Here is a 24,901-nt window from a genome sequence, read left to right on the forward strand (position 1 = left end):
GTTCTCCAATTTCTCTATTTCGATGATAATGGAAATTTGGAGTTGGCGCTAGGGACAATCAAATAAAGGATGAGCCCGAAGAGTAGCGAACCGAACAAATCTTCTGGTCTATGCATACCAAGCCAGAGCCTGCTTATTGCAACCCCTACCGCCCAAATACAAACAAGTGAAGCGAGCAGTTTGTGTTGATGGCTTGCGAATATACCGGCAAAGAAAAGTACGCAAATAGCAACAAAGATCGTATGCCCAGAGGGGAAGGAATAATCGGTCTCTCCAACCCAGTGCTTTGTCCGCCATTCACTCACGGTATCGGTAACCATCGAGATGACCTCATTCTTCTCATCGGTCGTGAGCGCATAAAAGTCGGCTTGTACGTCGATAATTGTCTCTTCAACAAAGACGTCGGTGTAAGGTCTAGGGCTTTCAGTCCACTGCTTAAGAAATGTCTTGGTTGTGAAGCTTAAAACAAGAAGAATCGCAATTTGACCAATCAAGATTGTGCGATGCTTGGTTCCTCTTGTTACCCAGATTAATGTTAACCCCAATATGCCTAACGTGATTAAAAATCCTTGGTGACCCGCTGAGTAGGACAGGCACTGCATGATAAAGCCTAGGATCTGGCTAACCGGGGTGGTGAGTTGAAAGGGGTAGATCGCTAGAGACGCGACAAAGATAAGTGAAGCGACGATTGCGAGGCAGGTGATGCCAAAGAATTTCTCTCGGGTGAAAAATTGTAAAGCGTTGATTTTAATTGGAGACATCGAGGCAACTTTAGTCATAGATTGTTTAGCGGTATGGTAATGAATTCAGTCTATCGATAGTTCATGGAAATGTCATAATTAAAAAGGACTTAGCGTATAGCTAAATCCTTTTAGAGGTCAGGTAAGGAAGTGAATCTATTGCCGTTTTTTAGAGATCTCGCATTAGCTCTTCAAAGTCTTCATTCGCACGTTGGATAATCGTGGTTAGCTCTTCAGCGTCTTTGTTATCAAGCGTCAACTGCCATGACTGTTTTTGGTCAATGTCCACGCCTTGCAATAGGGTAGATTGTTTCGAGCGTTTGAAAGACAGAGATGAGAACTCCGTATGATGATGTTCATGTGATTCAACAATGTCGATATCTAGCTCGCCTATAGGATTGATATGAACATGGGCATGATGCATGGGTGTGCCATGAAGGGTAAAGTTGCGATGTGTTTTGATCATTGTCCTCTCCTTAGGGAATTAAAGAGCTCACTAAGAGTTTAGGAAACAAATGATGATCGATATGTGAATTTAAATTGAAGCTTGATAAGCATCAAGAAAAGTGACTACGGGATACATATTTTGCACCCCAGTGCACAGCAAAACAGGGTAGAGCTATTTGGTTGAGAAGTGCTCTCTAAGAGCAGAACGGCGGTTTTGCGCCGGATTATAGCCATCCATAGGAACCGTATCTTCGTAGCCCTCTAAGATAAATCGTTGTGGAGGAAGCGCTGGGCGAATGCGGCGTAACTGAGGAGAGCGAGGTGTTCCAACACGTTCATACACCCATTGGCCACTGCCTGTTTCAAGGCGGACTACTCGACCATCAAATTGAAACGAGGTGGTGACGAGTTTGTGATTTCGCATAGCGCCAGCATCGGAAAACGTTAGGATTTCAGTGCTTTGCTTCGGAGCACCAATCTCTATCCAATTACCATAGACGCGTTTTGGGGAAATGTGGTTCAGATGACTGGTATAAAAGGCGAAGCCAAGGGCGACAGCGAGCACGACGACGACAGACATGATGATTGCCAGCATGTAGGTGTCTCGGTTTGCCCCTGATTTATGCCTGATTTTTGTCATCGCTGCGATCTTCCTTTTTCGTTCTGTAAGAATTATCGGCGAGTTTTCACCTTTCTTTAACATTATCTTTTTCTAGATAGTCAATGAAAGCGAGCGATTGTAATACTTTGTTATTTTTGGACTTCCATCAACCTAAAAGGAACAAACAGACGATTTACATCGACTTTTGCCTTAAGGCGGGCTGCCAGTAGATATAATCCACCGATCTTTCTGTGTAAGAAGAGTGCATCGGCAGGTGGTGTGTGCCAATAATCTTGCTCCATGCTCAGTACAGTACCAGCTTCACTGATTCGCTGGGCAAGGTTGCTGGTGCCAAAATCATAAATTCCTTGATGCTTAAGCGGTTCTCCAGCGAGTTTTACTAGGTTAATTACCGCATCCCTTTGCTCTGGCAGAATGTCGTTAGTGAAGAAGCCTATCTGCTGAAGTGCTTTGTAAAGCCCCTGGTCATCATCTTCAAGCATCGCAGTGAATGCCATGCGATAGCCATCGCTTATTCTGTCGTCGTAATTTCGAGTAGCTCCGAAATCGAGTAACACCACTTTTCGCTGCTGCTCATCGAACAAGAAATTTGCAAAGTTTGGATCGGTTTGAACCAGTTTAAAGTCAAAAATTTCTTTGAAAAGTAGCTCTAGAAGCAGTGTGATTACCAGGTCGCGGGTTTCTTGATCATGTTCAACGAGTGACTCAATAGGTACACCGCTCACGTAGGTCATAGCAAGAACACTATCGGTCGTTAGCTCCGCCCTTACGTCAGGTAAAACAAACTGAGGCGATGAGCTAAGATACTTTCTAAACCGTCCTAGTAATTGGGCTTCGAGCAGGTAGTCTGCTTCAGCATGGAGCTGTTTCTTCGCTTCTTCGAGAAGTCCTTTGTAATCTACGTCTTTGGGTATCAAACCTACCACGCTCAACAGGGTTCCGACGTTATCAACATCACTATCAATACTTTGTTTGATGCCGGGATACTGAACTTTGATGGCGAGCTTGGTGCCATCATCAGCGTGTGCTTGATGAACCTGTCCGATCGAAGCACTGGCGATCGGCTTAAAGTTAAACTCGATAAAATTCTGCTTCCAATCAGTGCCTAGCTCTTGCGACAAAACCGCGGAGAGTTGGCTGGCTGGCATAGGTGAGGCGTCAGAGCGAAGTCGTGCAAGGATGTCAGCTAGCTCTGGGCTGATGAGATCACCGGCATCCATCGACATGAGCTGTCCCACCTTCATGGCGGCGCCTCGCAAGTGTGCTAGTTGGTCTGCGACTCTTTTCACGTTGCTTGGCGTTAGTAACAGTTCACGTGCTTTGGGTCGCTTGCCTTGAGCAAATTGTTTTGCTCCTTCGGTCACCATGGAACCGGTGACTCTAGTGGCTAGCGAGGCGAGTTTGCCAAAACGTGATAACCGATTTGTAGGCACTTTACTTTCTTGGTTCGACATAGGTGTTCTCAAAAATAGATATTGGTTATTTATACCAATAGAGACTAGCAATTGATCAATAACTTGTTTTACATAAGTTTGTGAGGTAAAACGATGTTTTGCCATAAGTAATTTACAAGGAAGTCAAGATGATCAAAGAGAACACATACTTCGAAGGCGGTGTTAAGTCACTGGGTTTCACTCAAGCTGATGGAGATAGCAGTGTGGGTGTAATGGCACCGGGTGAGTATACCTTCGGTACTGCTGCACCAGAAAAAATGACAGTCGTAAAGGGAGCGCTGATTGTGCGTCTAGCGAATACTCAAGAGTGGAAAACCTATACCTCCGGTCAAGCTTTCGATGTTGAAGGTGACTCTAGCTTTGACTTGAAAGTTGAAGAAGCGACGGCTTATCTGTGTGAGTATTTGTAAGTAGTTTACAATGTAAAACATCGCGGCGGCGGGACTTTAAGCCAATAAAAGTCTCTGCTTGCATAAAAAAGAACGCATCGACTGAGAAGGTCGATGCGTGACACAAGGCAGTGGATAGTAGTGTCAAATCTAATTCTTATCTTGGAGCAGAACGGTTAATAGCGTTCAAACTCACCTCGGTTGTAGTCATTGATCGCTTGCTGTATTTCTTCAGCACTATTCATGACGAACGGACCATAATGCACCACAGGCTCATCGATTGGCTCTCCTAAGAAAATCAGCACCCCGGCATTCTCGTTAGCTTTAATTACCATTGCCTCTCCTTTTGAGACTAGTGCAAGCTCACCAGTTCGTAAAATTTTCTCATCTATTGAGACTTCACCTCGGTAAACATACACCATGGCGTTATGCTGTTCAGGTGTTCCAATTTGAATTTCATCTCCAGATGACGCACGCCAATCTGCTACGGTTGCTGGCACACCTGTTTTGGTTAGTGGTCCAGATAACACTTGCTCATTGACGGTCAGTGCGCCGGAGAGTAGGCGTACCAAGCCGAGCCCTTTGCTTTCCAGTTCAGTAATGGTTTCTGGCTGGAAGTCATGATATTGCGCAGGTTTCATCTTGTCGCGCGCTGGCTGATTGATCCAAATTTGGAACCCGTGCAGATCACCATCGTCCATAATTGGCATTTCGCTGTGTATAACACCGCGACCCGCTGCCATCCACTGTGCACCGCCTGAACGCAGTTCTCCGACGTTACCCATGTGGTCGCGATGCTGGAAGTGTCCCTGCATCATGTAGGTCAGTGTCTCGATGCCTCGATGAGGGTGTGGAGGAAACCCTCCAACGTAATCTTTTTTATCGTCAGATTTGAGCTCATCAATCATTAAGAAAGGCGAAAACGCTCGGTTATCAAATCCATGGACTCGACGAATTTTGACGCCATCACCATCTGATGTGGCATGAGATGGAATGATTTGTTGAATGGTTCTATATGAAGTCATGCTAGACCTCCTTGTTATCCGATATTCAGACTATAGGTCTCTAGCGAAAGAAAGAGCAGAGGGCAAATGTGAAAGAGACGTTCGAAAGGTTTGAACTTAATAACTGCATTTGTTTTAAACTAAAACTATATAGTTTTGTGACTGATGCGAGATTTTGAGAGTCTCATCCTTTAGAAGTGAGAGAAAGTTTGGTCTATTAGAGTTAACCCAACGACATGTTGGCGGATCCATTTTCAATGATTGGCGAACAGACAAACCAAGAGAGCAGAACATGATAGTAGGATTAGATATCGGTGGCACAAAAATAGAAGGCGTCGGGCTCGATGCCAACAGCTACGAAACCTTGGTTGTTCATCGTGAGCCTACGGCAAAGAACAGTTACTCAGATTTTCTGAATGGTGTCATGTCGGTTATTGAGGCTGTGAGTCAACATGGCGATATCGAATCCATCGGCATAGGATGTTGTGGATCTGTCGGTAATGATGGTTTGATGCAGGGTGCCAATGTAACCGTGCTAAATGGTCAGGACTTTATTGGTGATATTCAAAAGCAGATCGATGTACCGGTTGCTATCGCTAACGATGCAGATTGCTTGGCGCTGTCAGAGTATAAAGATGGTGCCGCTAAACGTGCCACCAACTCTTGCGTTGCGGTCATCATCGGTACCGGCTGTGGTGCTGGGGTGGTGATTAACAATGGATTGGTGACTGGTCTCAACAAGCTTGGTGGCGAGCTGGGACATAACCCATTGCCTAATTTTAATCCGGACGTCGATGGTAAGCCAACCGAGTGTTATTGCGGGTCGATGAACTGCGCAGAGTCATTTGTCTCAGGCACGGGCTTTGCGCGTACTTTCACAGAGAAGTATGAACCTGCGGATTCGAGAGAGATTATGGCGCTCTATCACAAAGGCGATGCTCGTGCCGTCGACCACTTAGACTTGTACTGCGATCAACTTGCGAGAACCTTGGGCGCTATCGTTAACTTTGTTGACCCTGAAGTGATTGTGCTCGGTGGTGGGATGTCAAACGTGGACGAGGTTTACCCTTTGGTTCAACAAAAGCTCTCGCAATATACCTTCACAAAATCGGTGACGACTCAGGTTGTAAAAAGCGTGCACGGTGATTCATCTGGCGTCCGTGGTGCCGCCTTTTTGCACACACTTTAAGTAGATGATTAACGATTACGTAATAACGACTATGATGCAAAAAGACGACTTCTTCTTAGTTCTGGATTTTGGTGGCTCATCGGTGAAAGGTGCGGTCATGTCGAGAGATGCACAGATCCATGACAGGTTTTCGCTACCCAGCAAAGCAGCAAGCTATGAGCAATGGCTCGACACCCTTGCGCCCAAGTTCGATGAGCTTGCGGCACGATTTGCACTAAAAGGTATCGCAATCAGTACTTGCGGGGCAGTGAATGTGGATTCTGGAGTGATAGAGGGGGCAAGTGCTCTACCTTATATTCATGACATCGATGTTCGTTCTCTTTATCAAGCACGATTCGACTTGCCGGTTGAGCTAGAAAACGACGGCTGCTGCGCTGCACTAGCTGAAGATTGGCTCGGAGCTGGGCAAGACGATGACGAATTTTGCTTACTGGTTTTGGGCTCTGGCATCGGCGGCGCGATTGTACGTGACGGCGAGGTCATCAAGGGTACGCATTTGCATGCCGGTGAGTTTGGCTACTGTGTCCTTCGTTTTGAAGATGGCGAGCCTCTCACTTATTCAAATGCTGCGTCAACTCGTGCGCTCGTCGAAAACGTTGCGAAGGCGAAGAACCAAAAAGTCGAAGAAGTTGATGGTATCCAAGTCTTTTCGCTCTACGAGCAGGGTGACAGCGATGTGGTGCCTATGGTCGAGCAATGGTATCGCGACCTTGCCACCATCCTCTTTAATGTTCAGTACTCTTTGGATCCAAAACGCATTCTTCTTGGAGGGGCGGTTAGTCGCAGCCCTCGATTAATTGACAATATCAATCGCAAACTGGATGAGCTGCAATCAAGTATTCCGATTGCTCGAATACGCCCAGTTCCTGCACTCACACAATTTGGTAACGACGCCAACCTGATTGGCGCTTTGAAACATTTTTTGAATAGACAAGGTTAGTAAGATGACGACATACACTTTTCCGCAAAATTTTTTGTGGGGCGCGGCTGCGTCTGGCATTCAAACGGAAGGCACTACAAACAAAGCTAACGATTCTATTTGGGATCTTTGGCATCAGCAAAGTCCAGAGCGTTTTTATCGTGGCATCGGCTCTCAAACGGTAACGGATACGTATCACCGTTACAAAGAAGATGTGCAGGACATGAAAAAGGTTGGTTTCAACTCGTTCCGTACCTCTATTCAGTGGTCTCGACTCATCAAAGACTACGAAACGGGCGAGGTTTGCCAAGACGCGGTTGAGTTCTACAACAACTACATTGACGAGATGATCGCAAACGGCATTGAGCCAATGATGAACCTTTACCACTTTGATATGCCAGCAGAGCTTCAAGAGAAGTTTGGCGGCTTTGAGTCAAAGGAAGTCGTCGACCTATTTGCTGACTACGCAGAGACCGCGTTTAAGCTTTTCGGTAACAAGGTGAAGCATTGGATTACGTTCAACGAGCCAATCGTGCCAGTAGAAGGCGGCTATTTGTACGACTTCCATTACCCATGCAAGAAAGATGGCAAACTCGCCGTTCAGGTCGCGTTCAACATCATGCTTGCTCACGCTAAGGCAGTACACCGTTTCAATGCTCTAGAGCTAAAAAACTCGCAAATTGGTGTGGTACTTAACCTAACGCCATCGTACACGAGAAACGACAGTGAAGAAGACAAAAAAGCAGCATGGTATGCAGATCTTCTGTTCAACCGTAGCTTCCTTGACCCAATGGTTAAGAATGAGATCCCTCAAGAGCTATGTGATGTGTTGGCTGAGCAGGGCGTGACGCCAGAGACTACGTCCGAAGAAATCACAGCCATCACGACTGCGAAGGTCGATTTCTTGGGCGTGAACTACTACGTTCCGCGCCGCGTTAAAGCGCGCGAAGCTGAGTATGAACTAGACTACTTTACGCCAGAAGTTTACTTCGAGAATTACGTAAACCCAGAGGGTCGATTCAACCCATATCGTGACAATAACGAAATTTTGCCAACCGCTATCTACGATATCGCTAAAAATGTTCAAGATAACTACGGCAACATTCCTTGGTATCTAGCTGAAATCGGTATTGCGATGGATCTTGAGTCTGAAGGTCAGCCTGGTCCTGATGGTCTGATTGACGATTCATTCCGCACAGGCTTGATGAAAGAGCACCTTGTACAGCTTCATAAGGCGATTGAAGAGGGCTCAAACTGCTTTGGTGTTCACCAGTGGACCTTTATCGATAACTGGTCTTGGCTGAACTCATTTAAGCGTCGTTATGGTTTCTTCCGCTTAGATCTAGAGACAGGCAACCGAATTCCTAAGAAGCACGGTGTTTGGTTCAAAGAGCTTGCCACTACAGGGTCATTCGAAGACTAATTTCAGTTTTTAGTTCAAAGCGAGGGGCTGTAGGTTGTCAACGACCTTCATCATTTGATACAGTCCTTCGCAGCTTCGTATAACCCCAATGATATGGTTTGGGGGTCTCTACCAGTTCCCGTAAAGTGCTGATTACGAAGAGTTAGGATGGCATTGCTGTCTTTACTCTTTGTATTGGCGTTCGAAACTTTTCTTCATCTGTTCCTATACTCAGAGTAAGTGCATCCGCAAGCCCCATAAGCCGTTAAGGCTCTCATAAGCATAATAGGTGGTATATGAACGCATTTATTCAAGGTCTTCCAAAAGTCGAGTTACACCTTCATATCGAAGGTTCTCTAGAGCCAGAACTACTCTTCAAGTTGGCGCAGCGTAACAACCTGTCGTTGCCATATTCTTCCCCAGAAGAGCTGCGCAAAGCGTACGAGTTTGATGATTTACAGTCTTTCCTTGATATCTATTATCAAGGTGCAAACGCCCTGCAAACTGAGCAGGATTTTTTCGATTTAACGTGGGCGTATTTAGAACGCTGTCATCGAGATAACGTTATCCATACCGAAGTCTTTTTTGACCCTCAGACTCATACCGACCGTGGTATCCCTTTTGATGTGGTGATTAGTGGTATCGACCGAGCACTTCAACAGGGTCACAGTGAGTTAGGTATCAGCTCGCAGTTAATTATGTGCTTCTTACGCCATCTTTCCGAAGAGGCGGCTATCGCTACCTTAGAGCAGGCGCTGCCATTCAAAGACAAAATTATTGGCGTCGGTCTTGATTCCTCAGAGCAAGGGCATCCACCTGAGAAGTTCGCACGTGTATTTAAAATGGCGCAGCAGGAAGGCTTTTTGACGGTAGCTCATGCCGGGGAAGAAGGGCCCGCGCAAAATATTGTCGATTCTATCGAGATGCTTGGTACTAGCCGAATTGATCACGGAGTACGCTGCATTGAAAGCGATGCGCTGATGAAAGAGTTAATCGAATCACAAGTGCCGCTGACCGTATGTCCACTGTCTAATATCAAGCTGAAAGTGTTTGATAAGATGGAAGATCACAATATTGTTGAGCTACTTCGAAAGGGATTGGCGGTCACTATTAACTCCGATGATCCTGCCTATTTTGGCGGCTATATGACGGACAATTTTCTAGCTGTCAGTGACGCTCATAAAATGTCTCATCGTGAGATCGCTCAATTTACACTGAATGCGATAAATGCCAGCTTTATTGATGAAGCCTTGAAGCAGGAATATAAAAATAAGGTAGAAGAGTATTTACGAACAGCAGCTTAGTGCTTAATTAAGTCAAGTCGTCATTCCCGAAAAAGGTGGCAGCCTCAAAAAAGGAATGACGACTTAGTGTGGTAGACTCAAATTGCTGTGGTTGCAACTGAGTGATTTATTTGTAGCTTGTTCTGCTTCTACCTTCAATACAATGAGTTACAAAATGTAAATGTAAGCTGATATTTGTGAAACATTTCACTTTATGTATACCGTCTTAAAAGTGCTCATCTCTAATTAATCCACAAAAACGATTAAGCAAATATGAAACTTCACAGCTATTCTTAAGCCTAGTTAACGTCCTTTTAAAGGGGATTTAAGATGACTAGGTTTGCTTGGTTGGCGCTGTTATTAGTAGCGAGCAGCGGATACGGACTGGAGCGCTCATGGGATGAAGTAACGGTGCCAAGTGACGGTGACTCTAACTCTATCGGCAGCTATGCCAATGGCTGTCTTGAAGGCGCTCAGGCTTTGTCATTAAATGGGGCGGGTTATCAAGTTATCCGTTCTCAGCGCAATCGTTATTACGGTCATCGAGAAATGATTGCGTATCTTACTGAGTTAGCGAGCAAGGTTGATCGATTAGGAATTGGATATTTGCTGGTGGGTGATATCTCTATGCCGCGAGGTGGAAGGTTTACCTCTGGGCATGCTAGCCATCAGACTGGTCTCGATGCAGACATTTGGCTGCGACTACCTAATCAGCCACTCAGCGACGTTGAAGCCGCTAATCCTGAACCCTATCCAGTGGTCGATATAGAAAAATACCGCTTTAAGAAAGACAAATGGACCACGAACCACTCTTTGCTGCTGCAAGTGGCAGCGAATGACGAGCGAGTCGCGCGTATCTTTGTTCATCCACTTATAAAAAAGCAGTTGTGTGAGGTCTCATGGAAAGAGAGGGACTGGCTACGTAAGGTGCGCCCATGGTGGGGGCACTATTATCATTTTCACGTTAGACTGCACTGCCCAGACGGGGAGAGCAAATGCATCGCGCAAAATGCTCCGCCACCAGGAGATGGGTGTGGGCAAGAGTTAGCGTCGTGGAAGCCTTATATCCCCGCAAAGAAAAAGCCTGTCGACAAAGTCACGAAAACGGAACCTAAAAAGAAACGTGTGTCTAAGCCGAAGTACCAGGAGTGTGTAGCGCTTCTCGCAGAGCCTTAATAAACTTATCTTTGCTATTGCAGCCTGTATTCGATGGTCACTTGGTTGCCATCTACACGTATGTTGGTGATGTGGCCATCCACGGTAAGGCGAGTGTTAAACACACGTTCAGAGTCTGCTGTGTAGACACTTTTCATCGAAGGTAGGTGATGAAGAGGATCGATATGCAGCAGCTTGCAAAATCTGTCCACAAAGGTGGCGTCTAGCGGTGTGTTGCCATTAAGGCGGTTTGAAAGTTCGACTTGACTCAAATTAAGGCGTTTGGCGACTTCCATCTGAGTAATATGCATTTTTGCTTTTTGTGACATCCAGACGCGATACAAAGCCTCTGTGTCTTGTTGTGTATAGTTCATCGTTTTAACCCCTGCATAAACTGGAATTGTGCCATTCCATCTTTGTGGCGCGTATTTCATCGCAGGTTGCCGATTTTGTTGTCAAGACCTTGCAAGGCAAGTAAAGCTACTGTCCGGTATAAGACAAAAGGGCGTCAATATTTTGAACTTCAAATTTCCCATTTCTGAAGTGTTTCTCATTAGATAAGAAATTATGTGAGGTATCGAAAGGAAATAAAGGCAAGAGAAACAAAATAGTATGGCAACTTTATTCAACTAGAAACGTATCGACTTTTTCCTATCATCATACAATTTTGTGGCAGAAAGTCAGGATTTTGGTGATTAGCTTCTCAAAAATAGTTGCTCGGCTTCTATTTATTGTCCTCTTGTATAGCATTTTACGTGAATTATAAAGTCAGCGATATAATGCTGACATAAGTACAAAGGTTGAACTAGGAATAGTATGGATACTTTTGCTGCGTTTTCTCTTGATATGAGAACGCTAAATTTTGTCATGATACTGTTTAGTATCATTTACTGTATTGGCTTATTACTGTTTTCACAGACGCAAAAATCTATCAAAGGGCTTCGCGTGTTTGCGCTCTCACTGCTCGTTATGGGAAGCGGCCCTTTGCTCATAAGCATGCGAGGGGTATTACCTGATTGGGGCAGTATCGTGTTGGCTAACTCTCTGATCGCTGTTTCATTTCAAATGATTTTTCACAGTATGTGTCGCTTTCGAGGTGTCGACACTAAGTACGCTCATTATTTTTCATGGGTTGTTCCGGTCGTCGTTGGACTCAATCTCTACTACACGTACGAATTTAACTCGATTAATAGTCGAGTGTTGGTGAGCGCGTTCTCCATCGGTATCGTCTCGCTTGGTGCTGCGGTCGTAGTGCTAAATGGCAAGAACAAAGACTATCCTGTCGCCGTGTGGATGATGACGGCGACGCTGACATGTTACGGTATTTTTATGCTGTTTAGAGGCGTACATACCCTGAACGGTCCAGAGATAGTGAGTTTTATGGAGGCAGATATTGTTCAAAAGCTGGCGTTTTTATCCAGTATCTTTCTCATTGTTGCTCTGAGTTTTAGCATGCTATGGATGATTAACGCGCGACAAGTTGAAGCGATCTATGCGTTATCCTATTTTGACCCGCTGACAAACTTGCGTAATCGCAGAGCGTTGGACAGACACACTGATTCGCTGGAAGGAACCTCTGAAAAGCTAACCAAAAAACAGTGCGTCATTATGTTGGACATTGACCGCTTCAAGCAGATCAACGACCGATTTGGTCATGTCAGCGGTGACCAAGTCATCAGAAGTGTTGCTCAACAAATTAAACGAACACCTGGTGTGTCGAAGAGTATCTACCGTTATGGTGGAGACGAGTTTATCGTGGTGTTAGAGAGTCAAAATCTGGATAGAGCGTTGTCAGTGGCAGAGTCAATGCGTCAACGAGTACTGAGGTACGCTGGCATTGAAGGGATAGAGAGTGACATCAGTTGTAGTTTCGGCGTCGCTGAATCTCAAGCTGATGAGAGTTGGGACGAGCTAGTAGCAAGGGCAGACGAAGCCTTGTATCTCGCCAAGCAAAAGGGTCGTAACTGCGTTCAATCCGCCTCTCTTGAATCTCAGTGGTCGACAGCGGTGTAAGCGCTCCTATTTAGCCGAACAAAAGTGGAGTGTGCGCTTTACCGATCGTAAAGATGGTTAACCAGATGCCACATGTCACGATCATGAGTAACACTCTAATGCGTCGTTTAAGTGTCAGCTGGAACAAAAGCATCGTGCTAAAGGCGTAGACAATAAACAGGCTGAGCTTCTCTGTAAGCCAGCCATTAACGAATGGGAACTGATCTAACATTATGCAAAGTGTTCCTGCGCTGATAAGCATGAACACAGTCAGGATTTGGTGGATGACGAGTGCGAATTTGTTTTCCACCAAAGCTGAGTGACTAAAGCCCCACCAGGCTCGGATGATAAAACTGATGAAGCTGAGTAATGCCAGTGTGACATGGGTTTTGACGAGAAGCGTGTACATAAAATTCTTTTACACAGTGTTTACAACTACCAGCCGCCACCTTAGGCAATAGTCGTTTGGTATTCTTTGATGTAAATCAAGTGTTACTCCGTTGTTTCTTACTCCGTTAACTTGGTTGTAAATAACGTGACGTCAGGCAGAGGACATGAGCAACGTAATCGACTTATCATTTTTATTTATTATCTAACACTATGATATTAGTGGATTAACTTTACCCATCTGCAATTTCAATAAAACATATGAATAGCCATTTTGTTTTCAAATTGTTGCTTATTTGTATGATTGTTTCTTGTCGTTTTCCCCGTGTATGTTGACCAAACAATAAATAATACGCAGGCATCGAAGAGCCTGCCAAAAGGTCTCATGAAGAGATTTATCCCCCAAGTCCCTACGGAGAAACACAATGAGTATTAGAACTCTGAATCCATACACGAATCGCATTGAGAAAACCTTCGATGCTTTAGAAGATCGCCAAGTGATCGGAAAAATCGCGAATGCAGATGTTGCTTTCAGAGGATGGCGACGCACCTCGCACAGTGAGAGAGCGGCGCTTTTATCTAAGGTTGCTGACTTTCTAGAGGCGCGAGCGGAGCAGTATGCGACACTGATGACTACCGAAATGGGTAAGCTTCATAGTCAAGGTGTGGCTCTCGAGATCCCTTTGTGTGCCGAAATTTGTCGTTATTACGCTGAGCATGGTGAACGATTTCTAGCGCCTGAGTCGATTGATGAGGTCGCCACTGGTCGTGCTGAAATTCAAAATCTACCTCTAGGTACGATTTACGGCGTCATGCCATGGAACTTCCCGTTTTATCAAGTCATTCGTTTCATCGCGCCAAACATCATGGTTGGCAACAGTGTCGTCTTTAAGCATGCATCCAATGTTCCGCAATGTGCCGAAGCTATCACCGCGTTATTCGAGGATGCAGGGTGTCCAAAAGGTTTGGTCCAGCATTTGTTTATTTCATCGGGTCAATCTGAACTGGTTATCTCAGACAAGCGCGTAAAGGGCGTTTCCCTTACGGGCAGTGAGAAAGCAGGCGCAAGTGTCGCTGCATTGGCGGGTAAGCACCTTAAGAAAGTGGTGATGGAGCTCGGTGGCAATGACCCGTTCATCGTTTTATCCGATGCGAATGTGGATAAAGCAGTTGAACTTGCTGTCATCGCGAAAATGTTCAATTCAGGTCAAGTTTGCATTAGTGCGAAACGCTTCATTGTTGCGGATGAAGTGTATGACGAGTTCATCGACAAGTTTGCATCTGTGATGGCGAGCCTAAAAGCAGGCGATCCTATGGATGCGGATACGACTTATGCGCCTTTGGTGAGCGTGCAAGAGCGAGACGTCTTGATTGAGCAAATTAATCATGCTGTCAAACAAGGGGCAAGGTTGGTTGTGGGAGGAGAGGCTGAAGCGTTAGAGGGGGCATGGCTCAAACCGACTATCCTATGTGATGTGACACCTGATATGGATGTATTTGACCAAGAGCTCTTTGGACCCATTGCAGTTGTGTATCGAGTTGGCGATGATGACGCGGCTGTGCAGCTTGCCAACGATAGCTCATATGGACTCAGCTCTGCGGTGATCTCTGAGAGTTCAGAACGAGCGCATTCGGTCGCCAACCAACTTGAATGTGGCGCATCCTTTATTAACACCTTCTCGATGTCAGAAGCATGCTTACCATTTGGTGGCATCAAAAACTCTGGTTTTGGACGCGAACTTGGCCGCTTGGGTCTCGATGAGTTTGTAAATAAGAAACTCGTTAGAGTAGCTTAGTTTTCGCAAGGTACCCCCTAATATGGGGGTGCCTGTAAGTAAAACTTACAGCCCCTCATTACTCCTATTTTCGTCATCCCTTTAAACTACTTCCACTTCCTGCTCCAATGTTTAAAGGTAATTCAATGAAAAAGACGCTAATCTCATTAACACTCGCTACTTTGATGACCTCAGGCTTTGCAAGCGCAATGCCATCAGAAGGAAAAGTTCGCGCAGACATGGGCATTACAGAATCTAACCTTCTCGCTGCTGACCAAAACCGTTACACCTACAAAAACATGCAAGAGTTTATGAAAACCAAAAACATAGACTCAGGTGTTATGGCTCCAATTTTACTAGAGCAAGCCGACAAACCATTAGGCGATGTAGAGTTCACTTACGATGACAAAAAGATGAACTTACAAGACATGCTTAAAGATCATCGTGCTGACGCATTTATCGTGCTTAAAGACGGTAAGGTGGTCCATGAGCAGTATTTTGATGGTCAGAATGAGCGCACCAAGCATCAGATGATGAGTGTCACAAAGTCATTCACAGGCATCTTAGCAGCGACGCTGGTTGCGGAAGGTAAACTAGACCGCGATGCCTTGGTTGAAACTATTGTTCCTGAGCTGAAAGGCTCAGCTTACGGTGACGCCACGGTTGGACAAGTGATGGATATGACCAACAATGTCAAATACTCAGAAGCGTATGAAGATCCAAACGCAGAAGTGTTCCAGCACATGAAAACGTTCGGTTTTGCGCCGATGGAAGAGGGTTACGTTGGTCCTAAGACCATTCGAGAGTTCCTAAAATCGCTTAAGAGAGACGGTGATCGTCCGCACGGTGAAGAGTTTCACTACATTTCAGCGAACACAGACGTGGTCGCGTGGATCATTGAAAGCGCAGAGGGTAAATCATTTGATCAGATTATGTCTGAGCGCATTTGGTCAAGAATTGGTGCTGAGCGTGATGCCTTTGTTATCGTTGACGGAGAAGGTACTGGGTTGGCCGCTGGTGGTTTAAACGCAACAGCTCGCGATTTGGCAAAGTTTGGGCAAATGCTAGCCGACCAAGGTAAAAACCTTAACGGTGAGCAAGTGCTTCCAGCAAAAGCAATTCAGTCAACACAGGCGGGTGGTGCACCAGAAGCGTTCGAGAAAGGCGGCTATAGCCACCATGGCATGACAGGCTGGAGCTATCGCAACCAATTCTGGCACACAGACAATGCGAATCAGGCATACACAGCACTGGGTATCTTTGGTCAGTGGATCTATGTTGACCCAACGGAGAATGTTGTGATTGTCCGTCAATCTAGTGCTGAAGCGTCTATTGACGATATTCGTGACGCAGAAATGGTAAGCGCTGTGAATGCGATTATCGAAAAGCTAAAATAAACAGCGTGTTAATAAAAATGGCAAGCCAGTTGGCTTGCCATTTTGTGTTTATGCAGAGGACATTTACCTAGAGCCAAACTCTAGCTTTTGATTGGCGATGATACCTGATCAACGAGATAGAGTATCGATTGATATGGCACGCCACTGTGATGAGATAAACCTATTTCACAGGTGATACTGTTACTGAAGCCGCGAGTACAATCAGCTGGAACCTGATCCTTAAGGGGGGCGACAGCTGCTTCATTAAGTTCGGGGGTAGTGAAGCCCTTGTCGCCCGCCCAACCACAACACTGAATGTGTTCAGGTAATACAACCTTGGTCGCACATGCTTTCGCTAATTGGAGCATTGTCGACTCGAGCCCCATTCGTCTCGAACTGCAGGTAACATGCAGCATTACCGTTTCTTCAACAGGTGTTAGCTCGAGCTCGTTAATTAAGTAATTGGACACAAACTTCACTGGCTCAACGATGGTTATCGGCTTGGTGAACTGCTCGATACTGCGTTTGGCACATGGACTGGTGTCCATAAGGACAGGGTATTTACCTTGTTCAGACGCCTCCCAGAGTGCTTGTTCTAATTGCTCGCTTTTCTGAGTTGCGATATCAGTCATACCTTTGCTGTCATAAGGCATACCACAACATTGATCGCTGAGTGACTTGGGTGCGATGAGCGAATATCCTGCTTTTTCTATGAGTGACATAGTCACCTCACCGAGAGAGCGTTGGTCAAATGCATTCGGCTGAGTGTTCATATTTCGGCTGGCGCAAGAAGGGAGATAGACGACCTTTTTATCGCTGGTGTTAGCGCCATTTTGAACCTCTGGTACATCGAACTTGGCGCCGCCTGGAGTTTCTGGTAACCACGCAGGTGTGGCTTGCCTGGTGACTTTTCTCATTCCGTCTGCGAGTTTAGCAACGCGATCTCTTCCCAGAATATTGGATGCAACCGTACCGCTTTTGAGACCAAATCGAGCGATGGTGGTAGTGGCGCTAAAGTGATCAGCGGTCCATTTCGCTATCGGTCTAAACTTCTTGTATTTTGGTCCACGGAGTTTTTTCACCAGTTCGCCTGTATTAATACCAACTGGGCAACGGTCGGCGCAGAGACCCGTGGCGGCACAGGTATCAATTCCTTGATATTCAAATACCTGTTCAAGCTCACTTGCTTCTACATCTTCGCCCGCAGCCTTGCGTCGTTGTAACTCTCGGAATAGCACGATACGCTGCCTTGGGGTCAGCGTCAGCGTTCTTGAAGGGCAGACAGGTTCGCAGAAGCCACATTCGATGCAGCGATTGACGATGTCGTCTGCTGCAGGCATTGGTTTAAGGTTTTCGATATGAGAGTTTGGGTTATCGTTAATGATAACACCCGGATTGAGCAGACCCTCAGGGTCGAATAACGCCTTGATTTGCTGCATAAGCGCGTAGCCTTCTTGACCCCATTCGAGCTCTACATAGGGTGCCATATTACGTCCAGTACCATGCTCGGCTTTCAGCGAGCCTTGATACTTAACAGCGACGAGGTCAGCGACATCATCCATAAACCCGCCATAGCGTTCTATCTCTTGTTGGCTCTCGAACCCCTGAGTAAACACAAAGTGAAGGTTGCCTTCGAGCGCGTGACCAAAGATGATCGCTTCGTCGTAATGATACTTGTCTAATAGCTCTTGGAGATCTCGTACCCCTGACGCCAAATTTTCTACGGGGAAAGCGACGTCTTCAATGATAACCGTGGTACCTACCTCACGAACAGCTCCCACTGCCGGGAACATACCTTTACGAATACCCCATAAGGTTGCGACTGTCGCTGGATCGAGAGTAAACGGGACGGATTCTATGATGGTGTAGTCATTTAGCGCTGTCATCACCGTATTGGTATGATCATCGAGCGTGTGTTTGCACGATGCGTGCACCTCAACAAGCAGCGCTGTGGCTTCAAGATCAAGCGTTTTAATAAAGCTTGGCATACCCGGCTTGTCGGCAACGGAGCGGAGTGCGCGTCCGTCCATCATTTCGACCGCAGCCACAGGGGTTTTCGCAATCGTAGCGACGGCTTTACTGGCTTCTTCGATATCAGAGAACACCAAAAGTGTAGAGGCTTTGTATTTGTGCTCAACAACCGTGTTATAGGTGATTTCAGCGATAAAGCCCAACGTTCCTTCAGAGCCAATCATGAGGTGCTCAAGTACCTCAATGGGATCGCTGTAATCAACAAGTGCATTAAGTGCATAGCCCGTGGTGTTCTTTAGACGATATTTATGGGCAATTTTGTCGGCTAGGTCTTGGTTTGCTTTGGTTTCTTGTGCAAGTTGAGTGAGACCTTCAATAAACTCAGGTCGCTCAGATTTAAAACGCTCCACGCTGGCTTTGTCGCCAGTATCTAAAATCGTTCCATCAGAGAATACCAGCTTCATGCACTCAACGGTTTTATAGGAGTTTTGCGCCGTACCGCAGCACATGCCACTGGCGTTGTTAGCCGCGATGCCGCCTATTTTACAGGTATTGATTGATGCTGGATCTGGACCGATTTTTCGTTGATAGGGAAGTAAGTATTTGTTCGCATCTGCCCCGATGACGCCAGGCTGAAGTCGGATCTTTTCCCCCTCATCTAGGATGGAGTGCCCGCGCCAGTCATCGGTTAAAGCAATCAGCACAGAGTCCGACACCGCTTGGCCCGAGAGGCTGGTACCTGCGGCGCGGAAGGTAAATGGAATGAGGTGTTCGCGACAACATTGAATGGCAAACACAACCTCATCGAGATCCTTTAATCTGAGTACAATTTGAGGGATCAAGCGATAGAAGCTAGCGTCGGTACCATAGGCTAAACGCTCAGCTTCCCCAGTGATGATTCGTTGTTCATTAATTCGTGTTGCGAGCTGCTGTCTCAATGCGTCGTAGTTGAGATTACGCTTGGGCTTGTTCTCGTTGCTCATTCCAGTGTCCTTTTTAATTTTTTTATTCGTCTTCCAATAGCACTACGATCAGTTGGCTTGGTCCGTGGGCACCGTATGCTAGGGTTTGTTGGATATCCGCAGTTTTAGAAGGTCCCGAAATCAATAGGGCGTTGGTCGGCATGTAGTGATTCCAGTTGTTATCTTGCATGACTTGCAGGAAGTGTCCGTAAAGCGCTGATTTCTTGACAATAGCAATATGGCTCGGCGGTACAAGAGACAAGGTTCTCGGCTCATGTTCGTTTGGCCATAAGATTAACGCCCCCGTGTCGGCAATGCCGCCAAGGGTGTGAGTAATACCCACATCAATCTGATTGAATAGCTCGGATTTCCACTGCTCGATGTTTTCACTAAATGCGGTGACTTGTTTCGAGCTCGAGGCCACTTCTATATCGTTGATATATTCACCAGCGGTACCGATAGCGATACGCTCAAACTCATAGTGATTGATGATGCTTGTCAGCATTGACGTGAGCTCGGAGCGAGTCGTCTTGCGAACATCGGCATGGTTAGCCGACATCATCTCTACAAAACGCTCTGCTTTGTCTTCTTGAGTAATCGATGGATGGCTACCCCATGGGAAAAAAGCCATCTCCTCAGCGGTCTTGGGTGTACGTTTAGCCTGTTTGAGGCGTCCTAGAATATTGTCTTTTGCAAGTCGGGTATTCATGTCGGTTTCCTCATTACTTCTTAGAAGCGTTAGCTTTGTGTTTCTGTTTCATAATTTGATGCAAGGTTTTATCCGCAGGCTTGGGGCTCGTTCTGCACTGAGTCCACGCACCGAGCTTGTTAGGGATTAGGTTTTGCATTTTGGTCGCCATGAATGTTCCGGCGTGATACAGACTTGGAGAGCTAGCCGCTAAGGCATAACCCTTCATCGCCGCAGTCTCGAGCTTACTGTTAGCTGCGTTTTGTCCCTCTAGCGCTGGTACATCTTTATCCGCTTTGTTCTTCGCTTCTTTTCGAAGGCGCAATAGCATGTCTGGGATCGGAATACGAACAGGGCAAACCTCACCGCAGGCGCCGCACAAACTTGAAGCCGTCACCAGATCCTTGGTTTTGTCGATACCAAGAAGGTGAGGTGAGATAATTTTACCGATTGGACCTGGGTAGACAGTGCCGTAGGCGTGACCACCAATTTTGGTATAAACCGGGCAGTGGTTCATACATGCACCGCAACGAATGCATTGCAGCGTCTTACGCAGCTCTTCATCTCTATAGGCTTGACTTCGGCCGTTATCGAGAAGGATAAGGTGCACTTCTTGCGGACCGTCTTTCTCTCCCGATTTACGCGGGGAGCTGATCATATTGAAGTAGGTGGTAATCGCTTGTCCGGTCGCTGAACGGGTTAGGGCACTGTATAGCGGTGGAACGTCCGAGAGAAATTCGACAACCTTTTCAATACCTGTTATCGCGATATGCACATTGGGCACTGTCGTCGACATACGTCCATTGCCTTCGTTTTCTACCAGGCACAGTGTTCCAGTTTCAGCGACGGCGAAGTTGACGCCTGATAGACCAATATCGGCTTCAAAGAACTTTTGTCTTAGGCGCGTACGACCGGTTTGGATCAGGCTGTCGACATCTGTTGTTGGTTTGAAACCATCAAGGTGCTGCTCGAAGGTGTCACTGACTTCCTGCTTATTCTTGTGAATCGCTGGCATGATGATGTGAGAAGGTTTGTCGCCGTCGAGTTGAACGATGTATTCGCCCATATCACTCTCTAGGCATTCAATACCGAGCTTGGCCATCTCATGGTTCATCTCGATCTCTTCGCTAACCATGGATTTGCCTTTGATGATTTGCTTGGCGTCGTGCTCATTAGCAATAGCGGCAATCATGGCGTTCGCTTGTTCTGGGTTTTCAGCCCAATGAACTTGGATACCATTTTTGTAGCAGTTGAACTCTAATTGCTCGAGAAGTTCTGGCAGCTTACTCAGACAGCGCTGGCGAATCGATTCGGCAAGATCTCTTATCTGCTTTTCTTCGTTAGCGTCACTAAACGCTGTCTTACGCTTATCACGCAGATAATCCATGGCACCACGAAAGTTTGCTCTTAGCTGTTTGTCACCTAGTGCGTTTTTGGCGAGCTGGTGGAATTGTTCAGGAGTTTGACTCATTGTGTGCTCTCCTGTGTTCGTTCAAGAAGAAATGAGGCAAGGTGACGCCCTTTGATTGACTTGCCTTGATATTCAAACGCGCCATTGATGTTTAGAAGACATCCCCAGTCTGCACTCACCAGCGTATCGGATTGGGTCGCTTCAATATGGTGAGTTTTGTCTTTGACCATAGCTTCGGAGATATTAGGGTGGCGTACAGAGAAACTGCCACCAAAGCCACAACACTCGCTTTCGTAATCTTGCATACGAAGCTCAACATTGGAGAGTTGACCAAGCAGTTCAGTGGCAGTGACGTGGACATTCATCTCACGTCTTGCAGCGCATGAAGTATGCATAACAACGCTTGTAGGTTGACCTTTGTCATCGAGCTTGACGCGACAGACGTTAACAAGAAACTCGGTTAACTCAAATACACGGTCACAGAATTTATCGACTTGAGCTTGATTGCTGTCTCCCTTAAACAGGCGACGGTAATGGTGATGCATCATACCGCCGCATGAGCCTGACAAAACAATAATTGGATACTCTTCAGGGAACAGATCCATCTGGCTTTGTGCGACCTGTTTCGCTTCTGATTCATAACCTGACGTGTAGGCAGGTTGTCCACAACAAGTTTGTTTTTCGACAAACACAACGTCAATGCCTTGTTGCTCTAGAAGGGTCATGGCGTCTAAGCCTGCTTCAGGGTCAAATACGTCTACTAGGCAAGTCGCATAGAAGTAGACCTTGCTCGGTTTTGAGGGATAGATTCGCATTGTATTGCTCCAGCACTAGACCCATTTATATGGGTTCATATTTTTATATAGACTAGTTGTAAGGTTATGAAAAATAAGCGCACTTACCTTCTTGAAGTGATTCACAACTTTGCCGACAGTCAGCAAGTGCGCCTTTGACTTAAACCTAAATCAGTTCATGAGTGCGTCGGTAAAATGGAAACCGTACACCAGTGCAAGTCCGATAAGGCCAGTGACAACTAGATAGTAGAACGTAGGGATAATGGTTTTTCTCAATGTCAGACCTTCACGGCCAAGTAGACCAACGGTGGCAGAGGCCGCGACCACATTGTGGATGGCAATCATATTACCAGCAGCAGCGCCGACTGCTTGCAGGGCGATGACTGCGGTTGTTGAGATAGTGAGCGTTTGGGCAACCTCAAACTGGAACTGACTAAACATCATGTTCGATACGGTGTTCGAACCAGCGATAAATGCACCGAGCGCACCGATAGTGGCACTCAAAGCCGGGAAGGCCTCTCCAACGAGAGCCGAAGCAAAGTTGGCCGTAGTAACTGGCATGCTCGCAAGGTCAGCGCCGTTGACGCCAGAGTTAATGAAGATGCGAACCATAGGGATAGTGAACACAAGTACAAAGCCAGCACCAATCAAGGTTTTGCTTGATTCGCCAAATGCAGCCATTAATGGTTTGGCAGATCGTGATTGGATGATGACAGCAAGTAGGGCAACAAAGACTAAGATTCCACCTGGTAGATACAGGGGTTGAATCGCAGTGCTAATACCCGTTTCACCAAGAATATTACTAAATGACAGGCTTACACTGGTCAGGAAGCCCTTGAACTCGCTGCTAACGCGACTTGCTACCAGAATGACAGCCAGTAGAACGTACGGTAGCCAAGCAATCGCCATTGACATCGGCTTACCAGAGCTCTCTTTAAGATCCATTTTAAGTGAGCCAAGCCACTCTGCTGGCCACTTGTCTTCGCTTTCAAAATCCCACTTAGACTTAGGCACTAGAAAACCACGCTTAGCTGCACTCACGACGATCGCAAGTCCTACCAGACCACCAATCAATGAAGGGAACTCTGGGCCAAGAAGAACACCTGTTAATGCGTACGGGACGGTGAAAGCCACGCCGGCGAAGAGTGCGAACGGAAGAATGTCGAGACCTTCTGTCCAACTGCGGTTTTTACCAAAGAAGCGAGTGAGCATCATTGCCATCAGAACTGGCATCAGGGTGCCAACACAGGCGTGAATAATGGCAACGTTCGAAGTGATTTGCTGCAGGTAAAGATCCCATGACGCACCTTGGGAAACCAGCGACTCACTGATGTTGTGTGTATCTAGACCTTTGTTTACACCAACAATAATAGGAGTACCAACCGCACCAAATGACACAGGTGTTGATTGAATCATCATACCCATTAAAACGGCAGCAAGAGCTGGGAAACCGATGGCGACAAGCAAAGGGGCGGCGATCGCCGCTGGCGTCCCGAACCCAGAAGCACCCTCAATGAATGAGCCGAAGCACCATGCAATGATGATGGCTTGAACGCGGCGGTCTGGCGAGATATCAGTAAATCCATTGCGGATCGTTGTGATTGCACCAGTATGTTTGAGCGTGTTGAGCAGGAAAATCGCACCGAATACAATCCATAGTACGGCGACGGTAATTCCAAAGCCCTGGAAAATAGAGGCCATAACACGCGTAACGGACATATCCCACGTAAACAGTGCAATAACGACCGTGAGGCCAAATGCTACGGGCATGGCCTTTTTAGCAGGCCAGTTTAATCCGACTAATAGAATGGCAGCGACCACAATGGGTGAGAAGGCCACGAGGGCAAGTAAGGTTTCAGACATGAGTTACTTCCTTTTGTCTCAGCTCATTCACTCCAACCATGTGAACGGGCAAAGTAGTCTTTATAGTTTTTGTAATAGGGTTGTTAAGGTGGGGTGAATTTATCCCTTTATTTTTTATTGATATAGAGAAATAATGAAAATGATTATTTCCAAAAATGACATAATACTATGCGAGCAGACGACTTAATCCTGTTTTATCAGGTGGTAGAAACCGGTGCCTTTAGCCGAGTGGCAGAGCAAAATAACCTTACAAATTCAGTAGTTAGCAAAAGAATTGCACGGCTGGAGGAAGAGCTTGGGGTTCAATTATTATATCGAACAACGCGTAAATTAACCTTGACTGAGGCGGGTAAGGCACTCGTCCACGGGGCTAAAAATGTGAAGCAAGCCACCCAGGAGGCTATGGAATCAGTTTCAGGCTATGGAGAAAATATCAGCGGTCATATCAAAATGTCTGTGCCGACCATCTCAGGAGACTTGATACTTGCCGATGCGGTTGCGGAATTTTGTAACATGCATCCAGGTCTATCTGTCGATATGTCACTTGATAACCGCTTTGTGGACCTATTTGATGGTGGTTACGATCTGGTCATTCGAACTGGCTATTTGGAGGACTCTAGTTTAATCGCAAGACACATATTAGATTCCCAGTGGGTAGTGTGCGCTTCACCATCTTATATCGCCAAAAACAGTAAACCTCTAAAACCTGAAGACCTTACTAAACACAATTGCCTTCAATATGCCTACCAAACAACCGGAGCCTCAGAGTGGGAGTTTAAAGGCGCGAAGGGGAACTATATTGTCAAAGTCTCAGGGTCTTTCTCCACCGACAATGCAACGGCATTGAGGAAGGCGGCATTAGGTGGTCACGGTATCGCTTATGTCCCAAGGTGTCTGGTTTATCACGATTTTAGAAATGGTCAGCTCGTCGATATTTTTCCTGATCAAGTGGGTAAACGCCTCGGTATCTATGCCGTATATCCCTTTACTCGCCAACCACCTAACAAGGTTCGATTATTGATAGAGCATATCCGAACGCGATATTTGGCAATATCGCACTACTTTTGATGGTTATAGG

The 24,901-nt window shown here is 46.3% G+C and carries 22 protein-coding genes and 1 riboswitch; of the genes, 10 read left to right on the forward strand and 12 right to left on the reverse strand.

Annotated elements, in window-relative coordinates; translation table 11 throughout:
* Window positions 1-14 precede the first annotated feature (14 nt).
* The 4 genes from AC6I8U_RS23660 to AC6I8U_RS23675 form a co-directional block, all read right to left on the reverse strand.
* Window positions 15-761 (reverse strand): phosphatase PAP2 family protein, encoded by a 747-nt coding sequence (locus AC6I8U_RS23660; protein ID WP_498018763.1) that lies wholly within the window; start codon window positions 759-761, stop codon window positions 15-17.
* Between the two features lie 148 nt (window positions 762-909).
* Window positions 910-1,206, reverse strand: coding sequence for a hypothetical protein (locus tag AC6I8U_RS23665; protein ID WP_498018764.1), 297 nt, complete (start codon window positions 1,204-1,206; stop codon window positions 910-912).
* 153 nt (window positions 1,207-1,359) lie between these two features.
* Window positions 1,360-1,827 (reverse strand): DUF2850 domain-containing protein, encoded by a 468-nt coding sequence (locus AC6I8U_RS23670; protein WP_498018765.1) that lies wholly within the window; start codon window positions 1,825-1,827, stop codon window positions 1,360-1,362.
* Between the two features lie 110 nt (window positions 1,828-1,937).
* Window positions 1,938-3,263: an ABC1 kinase family protein gene (locus tag AC6I8U_RS23675; RefSeq protein ID WP_498018766.1), complete on the reverse strand. Its 1,326-nt coding sequence runs from the start codon at window positions 3,261-3,263 to the stop codon at window positions 1,938-1,940.
* A gap of 128 nt (window positions 3,264-3,391) precedes the next feature.
* Between AC6I8U_RS23675 and ppnP the strand changes: the two genes are divergently transcribed.
* On the forward strand, window positions 3,392-3,673 hold the full coding sequence (gene ppnP, locus AC6I8U_RS23680) for a pyrimidine/purine nucleoside phosphorylase (protein WP_042471137.1): 282 nt from the start codon (window positions 3,392-3,394) through the stop codon (window positions 3,671-3,673).
* 155 nt (window positions 3,674-3,828) lie between these two features.
* On the opposite strand, the gene AC6I8U_RS23685 is transcribed toward ppnP, so the two are convergent.
* Complete coding sequence (locus tag AC6I8U_RS23685; protein ID WP_498018767.1) at window positions 3,829-4,677, reverse strand: pirin family protein; 849 nt, start codon at window positions 4,675-4,677, stop codon at window positions 3,829-3,831.
* A gap of 271 nt (window positions 4,678-4,948) precedes the next feature.
* Here AC6I8U_RS23685 and AC6I8U_RS23690 point away from each other — a divergent pair, with 271 nt between their 5' ends.
* From AC6I8U_RS23690 to mepA, 5 genes are all read left to right on the forward strand, one after another.
* On the forward strand, window positions 4,949-5,845 hold the full coding sequence (locus tag AC6I8U_RS23690; RefSeq protein ID WP_498018768.1) for an ROK family protein: 897 nt from the start codon (window positions 4,949-4,951) through the stop codon (window positions 5,843-5,845).
* A 31-nt stretch (window positions 5,846-5,876) separates the two neighbouring features.
* Window positions 5,877-6,785: an ROK family protein gene (locus tag AC6I8U_RS23695; protein WP_498018769.1), complete on the forward strand. Its 909-nt coding sequence runs from the start codon at window positions 5,877-5,879 to the stop codon at window positions 6,783-6,785.
* 4 nt (window positions 6,786-6,789) lie between these two features.
* Complete coding sequence (locus AC6I8U_RS23700; protein ID WP_498018770.1) at window positions 6,790-8,187, forward strand: glycoside hydrolase family 1 protein; 1,398 nt, start codon at window positions 6,790-6,792, stop codon at window positions 8,185-8,187.
* 55 nt (window positions 8,188-8,242) lie between these two features.
* A riboswitch (purine riboswitch) is annotated at window positions 8,243-8,342 on the forward strand.
* Between the two features lie 120 nt (window positions 8,343-8,462).
* Complete coding sequence (locus tag AC6I8U_RS23705) at window positions 8,463-9,470, forward strand: adenosine deaminase (RefSeq protein ID WP_498018771.1); 1,008 nt, start codon at window positions 8,463-8,465, stop codon at window positions 9,468-9,470.
* Between the two features lie 309 nt (window positions 9,471-9,779).
* Window positions 9,780-10,625, forward strand: coding sequence for a penicillin-insensitive murein endopeptidase (mepA, locus tag AC6I8U_RS23710; RefSeq protein WP_498018772.1), 846 nt, complete (start codon window positions 9,780-9,782; stop codon window positions 10,623-10,625).
* A 14-nt stretch (window positions 10,626-10,639) separates the two neighbouring features.
* Here mepA and AC6I8U_RS23715 read toward each other — a convergent pair whose 3' ends face one another.
* On the reverse strand, window positions 10,640-10,978 hold the full coding sequence (locus AC6I8U_RS23715) for a helix-turn-helix domain-containing protein (protein ID WP_498018773.1): 339 nt from the start codon (window positions 10,976-10,978) through the stop codon (window positions 10,640-10,642).
* Window positions 10,979-11,420: 442 nt separating this feature from the next.
* Here AC6I8U_RS23715 and AC6I8U_RS23720 point away from each other — a divergent pair, with 442 nt between their 5' ends.
* Window positions 11,421-12,617 carry a GGDEF domain-containing protein gene (locus tag AC6I8U_RS23720; RefSeq protein WP_498018774.1) on the forward strand — a complete coding sequence of 399 codons (1,197 nt, stop codon included), beginning with the start codon at window positions 11,421-11,423 and terminating at the stop codon, window positions 12,615-12,617.
* 10 nt (window positions 12,618-12,627) lie between these two features.
* Here AC6I8U_RS23720 and AC6I8U_RS23725 read toward each other — a convergent pair whose 3' ends face one another.
* Window positions 12,628-13,005, reverse strand: coding sequence for a SirB2 family protein (locus AC6I8U_RS23725; protein WP_042471150.1), 378 nt, complete (start codon window positions 13,003-13,005; stop codon window positions 12,628-12,630).
* 403 nt (window positions 13,006-13,408) lie between these two features.
* Here AC6I8U_RS23725 and AC6I8U_RS23730 point away from each other — a divergent pair, with 403 nt between their 5' ends.
* Window positions 13,409-14,779 carry an NAD-dependent succinate-semialdehyde dehydrogenase gene (locus AC6I8U_RS23730; RefSeq protein WP_498018775.1) on the forward strand — a complete coding sequence of 457 codons (1,371 nt, stop codon included), beginning with the start codon at window positions 13,409-13,411 and terminating at the stop codon, window positions 14,777-14,779.
* 125 nt (window positions 14,780-14,904) lie between these two features.
* The gene (locus tag AC6I8U_RS23735) at window positions 14,905-16,155 is read left to right on the forward strand and encodes a serine hydrolase domain-containing protein (RefSeq protein ID WP_498018776.1); all 1,251 of its coding nucleotides are present in this window, start codon (window positions 14,905-14,907) and stop codon (window positions 16,153-16,155) included.
* A gap of 80 nt (window positions 16,156-16,235) precedes the next feature.
* On the opposite strand, the gene AC6I8U_RS23740 is transcribed toward AC6I8U_RS23735, so the two are convergent.
* The 5 genes from AC6I8U_RS23740 to AC6I8U_RS23760 form a co-directional block, all read right to left on the reverse strand.
* Complete coding sequence (locus tag AC6I8U_RS23740) at window positions 16,236-19,088, reverse strand: FAD-binding and (Fe-S)-binding domain-containing protein (RefSeq protein WP_498018777.1); 2,853 nt, start codon at window positions 19,086-19,088, stop codon at window positions 16,236-16,238.
* A 22-nt stretch (window positions 19,089-19,110) separates the two neighbouring features.
* Window positions 19,111-19,776, reverse strand: a complete 666-nt coding sequence (locus AC6I8U_RS23745) for a LutC/YkgG family protein (RefSeq protein WP_498018778.1) — start codon at window positions 19,774-19,776, stop codon at window positions 19,111-19,113.
* A 13-nt stretch (window positions 19,777-19,789) separates the two neighbouring features.
* Window positions 19,790-21,226: a LutB/LldF family L-lactate oxidation iron-sulfur protein gene (locus tag AC6I8U_RS23750; protein ID WP_498018779.1), complete on the reverse strand. Its 1,437-nt coding sequence runs from the start codon at window positions 21,224-21,226 to the stop codon at window positions 19,790-19,792.
* On the reverse strand, window positions 21,223-21,981 hold the full coding sequence (locus tag AC6I8U_RS23755) for a (Fe-S)-binding protein (protein WP_498018780.1): 759 nt from the start codon (window positions 21,979-21,981) through the stop codon (window positions 21,223-21,225). The genes AC6I8U_RS23750 and AC6I8U_RS23755 overlap by 4 nt, the downstream gene beginning before the upstream one ends.
* Window positions 21,982-22,131: 150 nt before the next feature.
* On the reverse strand, window positions 22,132-23,823 hold the full coding sequence (locus AC6I8U_RS23760; protein WP_498018781.1) for an L-lactate permease: 1,692 nt from the start codon (window positions 23,821-23,823) through the stop codon (window positions 22,132-22,134).
* 168 nt (window positions 23,824-23,991) lie between these two features.
* On the opposite strand from AC6I8U_RS23760, the gene AC6I8U_RS23765 reads away from it, so the two are divergent.
* Complete coding sequence (locus AC6I8U_RS23765) at window positions 23,992-24,891, forward strand: LysR family transcriptional regulator (protein ID WP_234497004.1); 900 nt, start codon at window positions 23,992-23,994, stop codon at window positions 24,889-24,891.
* The last annotated feature ends 10 nt before the right edge of the window (window positions 24,892-24,901 follow it).

It is taken from the genome of Vibrio sp. KUL80 (assembly GCF_059725495.1).

What these genes read in the sequence shown, in the direction of transcription:
- AC6I8U_RS23660 (WP_498018763.1), bottom strand. Translation starts at nt 761, where the DNA reads ATGTCTCCAATTAAAATCAACGCTTTACAATTTTTCACCCGAGAGAAA.
- AC6I8U_RS23665 (WP_498018764.1), bottom strand. Translation starts at nt 1,206, where the DNA reads ATGATCAAAACACATCGCAACTTTACCCTTCATGGCACACCCATGCAT.
- AC6I8U_RS23670 (WP_498018765.1), bottom strand. Translation starts at nt 1,827, where the DNA reads ATGACAAAAATCAGGCATAAATCAGGGGCAAACCGAGACACCTACATG.
- AC6I8U_RS23675 (WP_498018766.1), bottom strand. Translation starts at nt 3,263, where the DNA reads ATGTCGAACCAAGAAAGTAAAGTGCCTACAAATCGGTTATCACGTTTT.
- ppnP (WP_042471137.1), top strand. Translation starts at nt 3,392, where the DNA reads ATGATCAAAGAGAACACATACTTCGAAGGCGGTGTTAAGTCACTGGGT.
- AC6I8U_RS23685 (WP_498018767.1), bottom strand. Translation starts at nt 4,677, where the DNA reads ATGACTTCATATAGAACCATTCAACAAATCATTCCATCTCATGCCACA.
- AC6I8U_RS23690 (WP_498018768.1), top strand. Translation starts at nt 4,949, where the DNA reads ATGATAGTAGGATTAGATATCGGTGGCACAAAAATAGAAGGCGTCGGG.
- AC6I8U_RS23695 (WP_498018769.1), top strand. Translation starts at nt 5,877, where the DNA reads ATGATGCAAAAAGACGACTTCTTCTTAGTTCTGGATTTTGGTGGCTCA.
- AC6I8U_RS23700 (WP_498018770.1), top strand. Translation starts at nt 6,790, where the DNA reads ATGACGACATACACTTTTCCGCAAAATTTTTTGTGGGGCGCGGCTGCG.
- AC6I8U_RS23705 (WP_498018771.1), top strand. Translation starts at nt 8,463, where the DNA reads ATGAACGCATTTATTCAAGGTCTTCCAAAAGTCGAGTTACACCTTCAT.
- mepA (WP_498018772.1), top strand. Translation starts at nt 9,780, where the DNA reads ATGACTAGGTTTGCTTGGTTGGCGCTGTTATTAGTAGCGAGCAGCGGA.
- AC6I8U_RS23715 (WP_498018773.1), bottom strand. Translation starts at nt 10,978, where the DNA reads ATGAACTATACACAACAAGACACAGAGGCTTTGTATCGCGTCTGGATG.
- AC6I8U_RS23720 (WP_498018774.1), top strand. Translation starts at nt 11,421, where the DNA reads ATGGATACTTTTGCTGCGTTTTCTCTTGATATGAGAACGCTAAATTTT.
- AC6I8U_RS23725 (WP_042471150.1), bottom strand. Translation starts at nt 13,005, where the DNA reads ATGTACACGCTTCTCGTCAAAACCCATGTCACACTGGCATTACTCAGC.
- AC6I8U_RS23730 (WP_498018775.1), top strand. Translation starts at nt 13,409, where the DNA reads ATGAGTATTAGAACTCTGAATCCATACACGAATCGCATTGAGAAAACC.
- AC6I8U_RS23735 (WP_498018776.1), top strand. Translation starts at nt 14,905, where the DNA reads ATGAAAAAGACGCTAATCTCATTAACACTCGCTACTTTGATGACCTCA.
- AC6I8U_RS23740 (WP_498018777.1), bottom strand. Translation starts at nt 19,088, where the DNA reads ATGAGCAACGAGAACAAGCCCAAGCGTAATCTCAACTACGACGCATTG.
- AC6I8U_RS23745 (WP_498018778.1), bottom strand. Translation starts at nt 19,776, where the DNA reads ATGAATACCCGACTTGCAAAAGACAATATTCTAGGACGCCTCAAACAG.
- AC6I8U_RS23750 (WP_498018779.1), bottom strand. Translation starts at nt 21,226, where the DNA reads ATGAGTCAAACTCCTGAACAATTCCACCAGCTCGCCAAAAACGCACTA.
- AC6I8U_RS23755 (WP_498018780.1), bottom strand. Translation starts at nt 21,981, where the DNA reads ATGCGAATCTATCCCTCAAAACCGAGCAAGGTCTACTTCTATGCGACT.
- AC6I8U_RS23760 (WP_498018781.1), bottom strand. Translation starts at nt 23,823, where the DNA reads ATGTCTGAAACCTTACTTGCCCTCGTGGCCTTCTCACCCATTGTGGTC.
- AC6I8U_RS23765 (WP_234497004.1), top strand. Translation starts at nt 23,992, where the DNA reads ATGCGAGCAGACGACTTAATCCTGTTTTATCAGGTGGTAGAAACCGGT.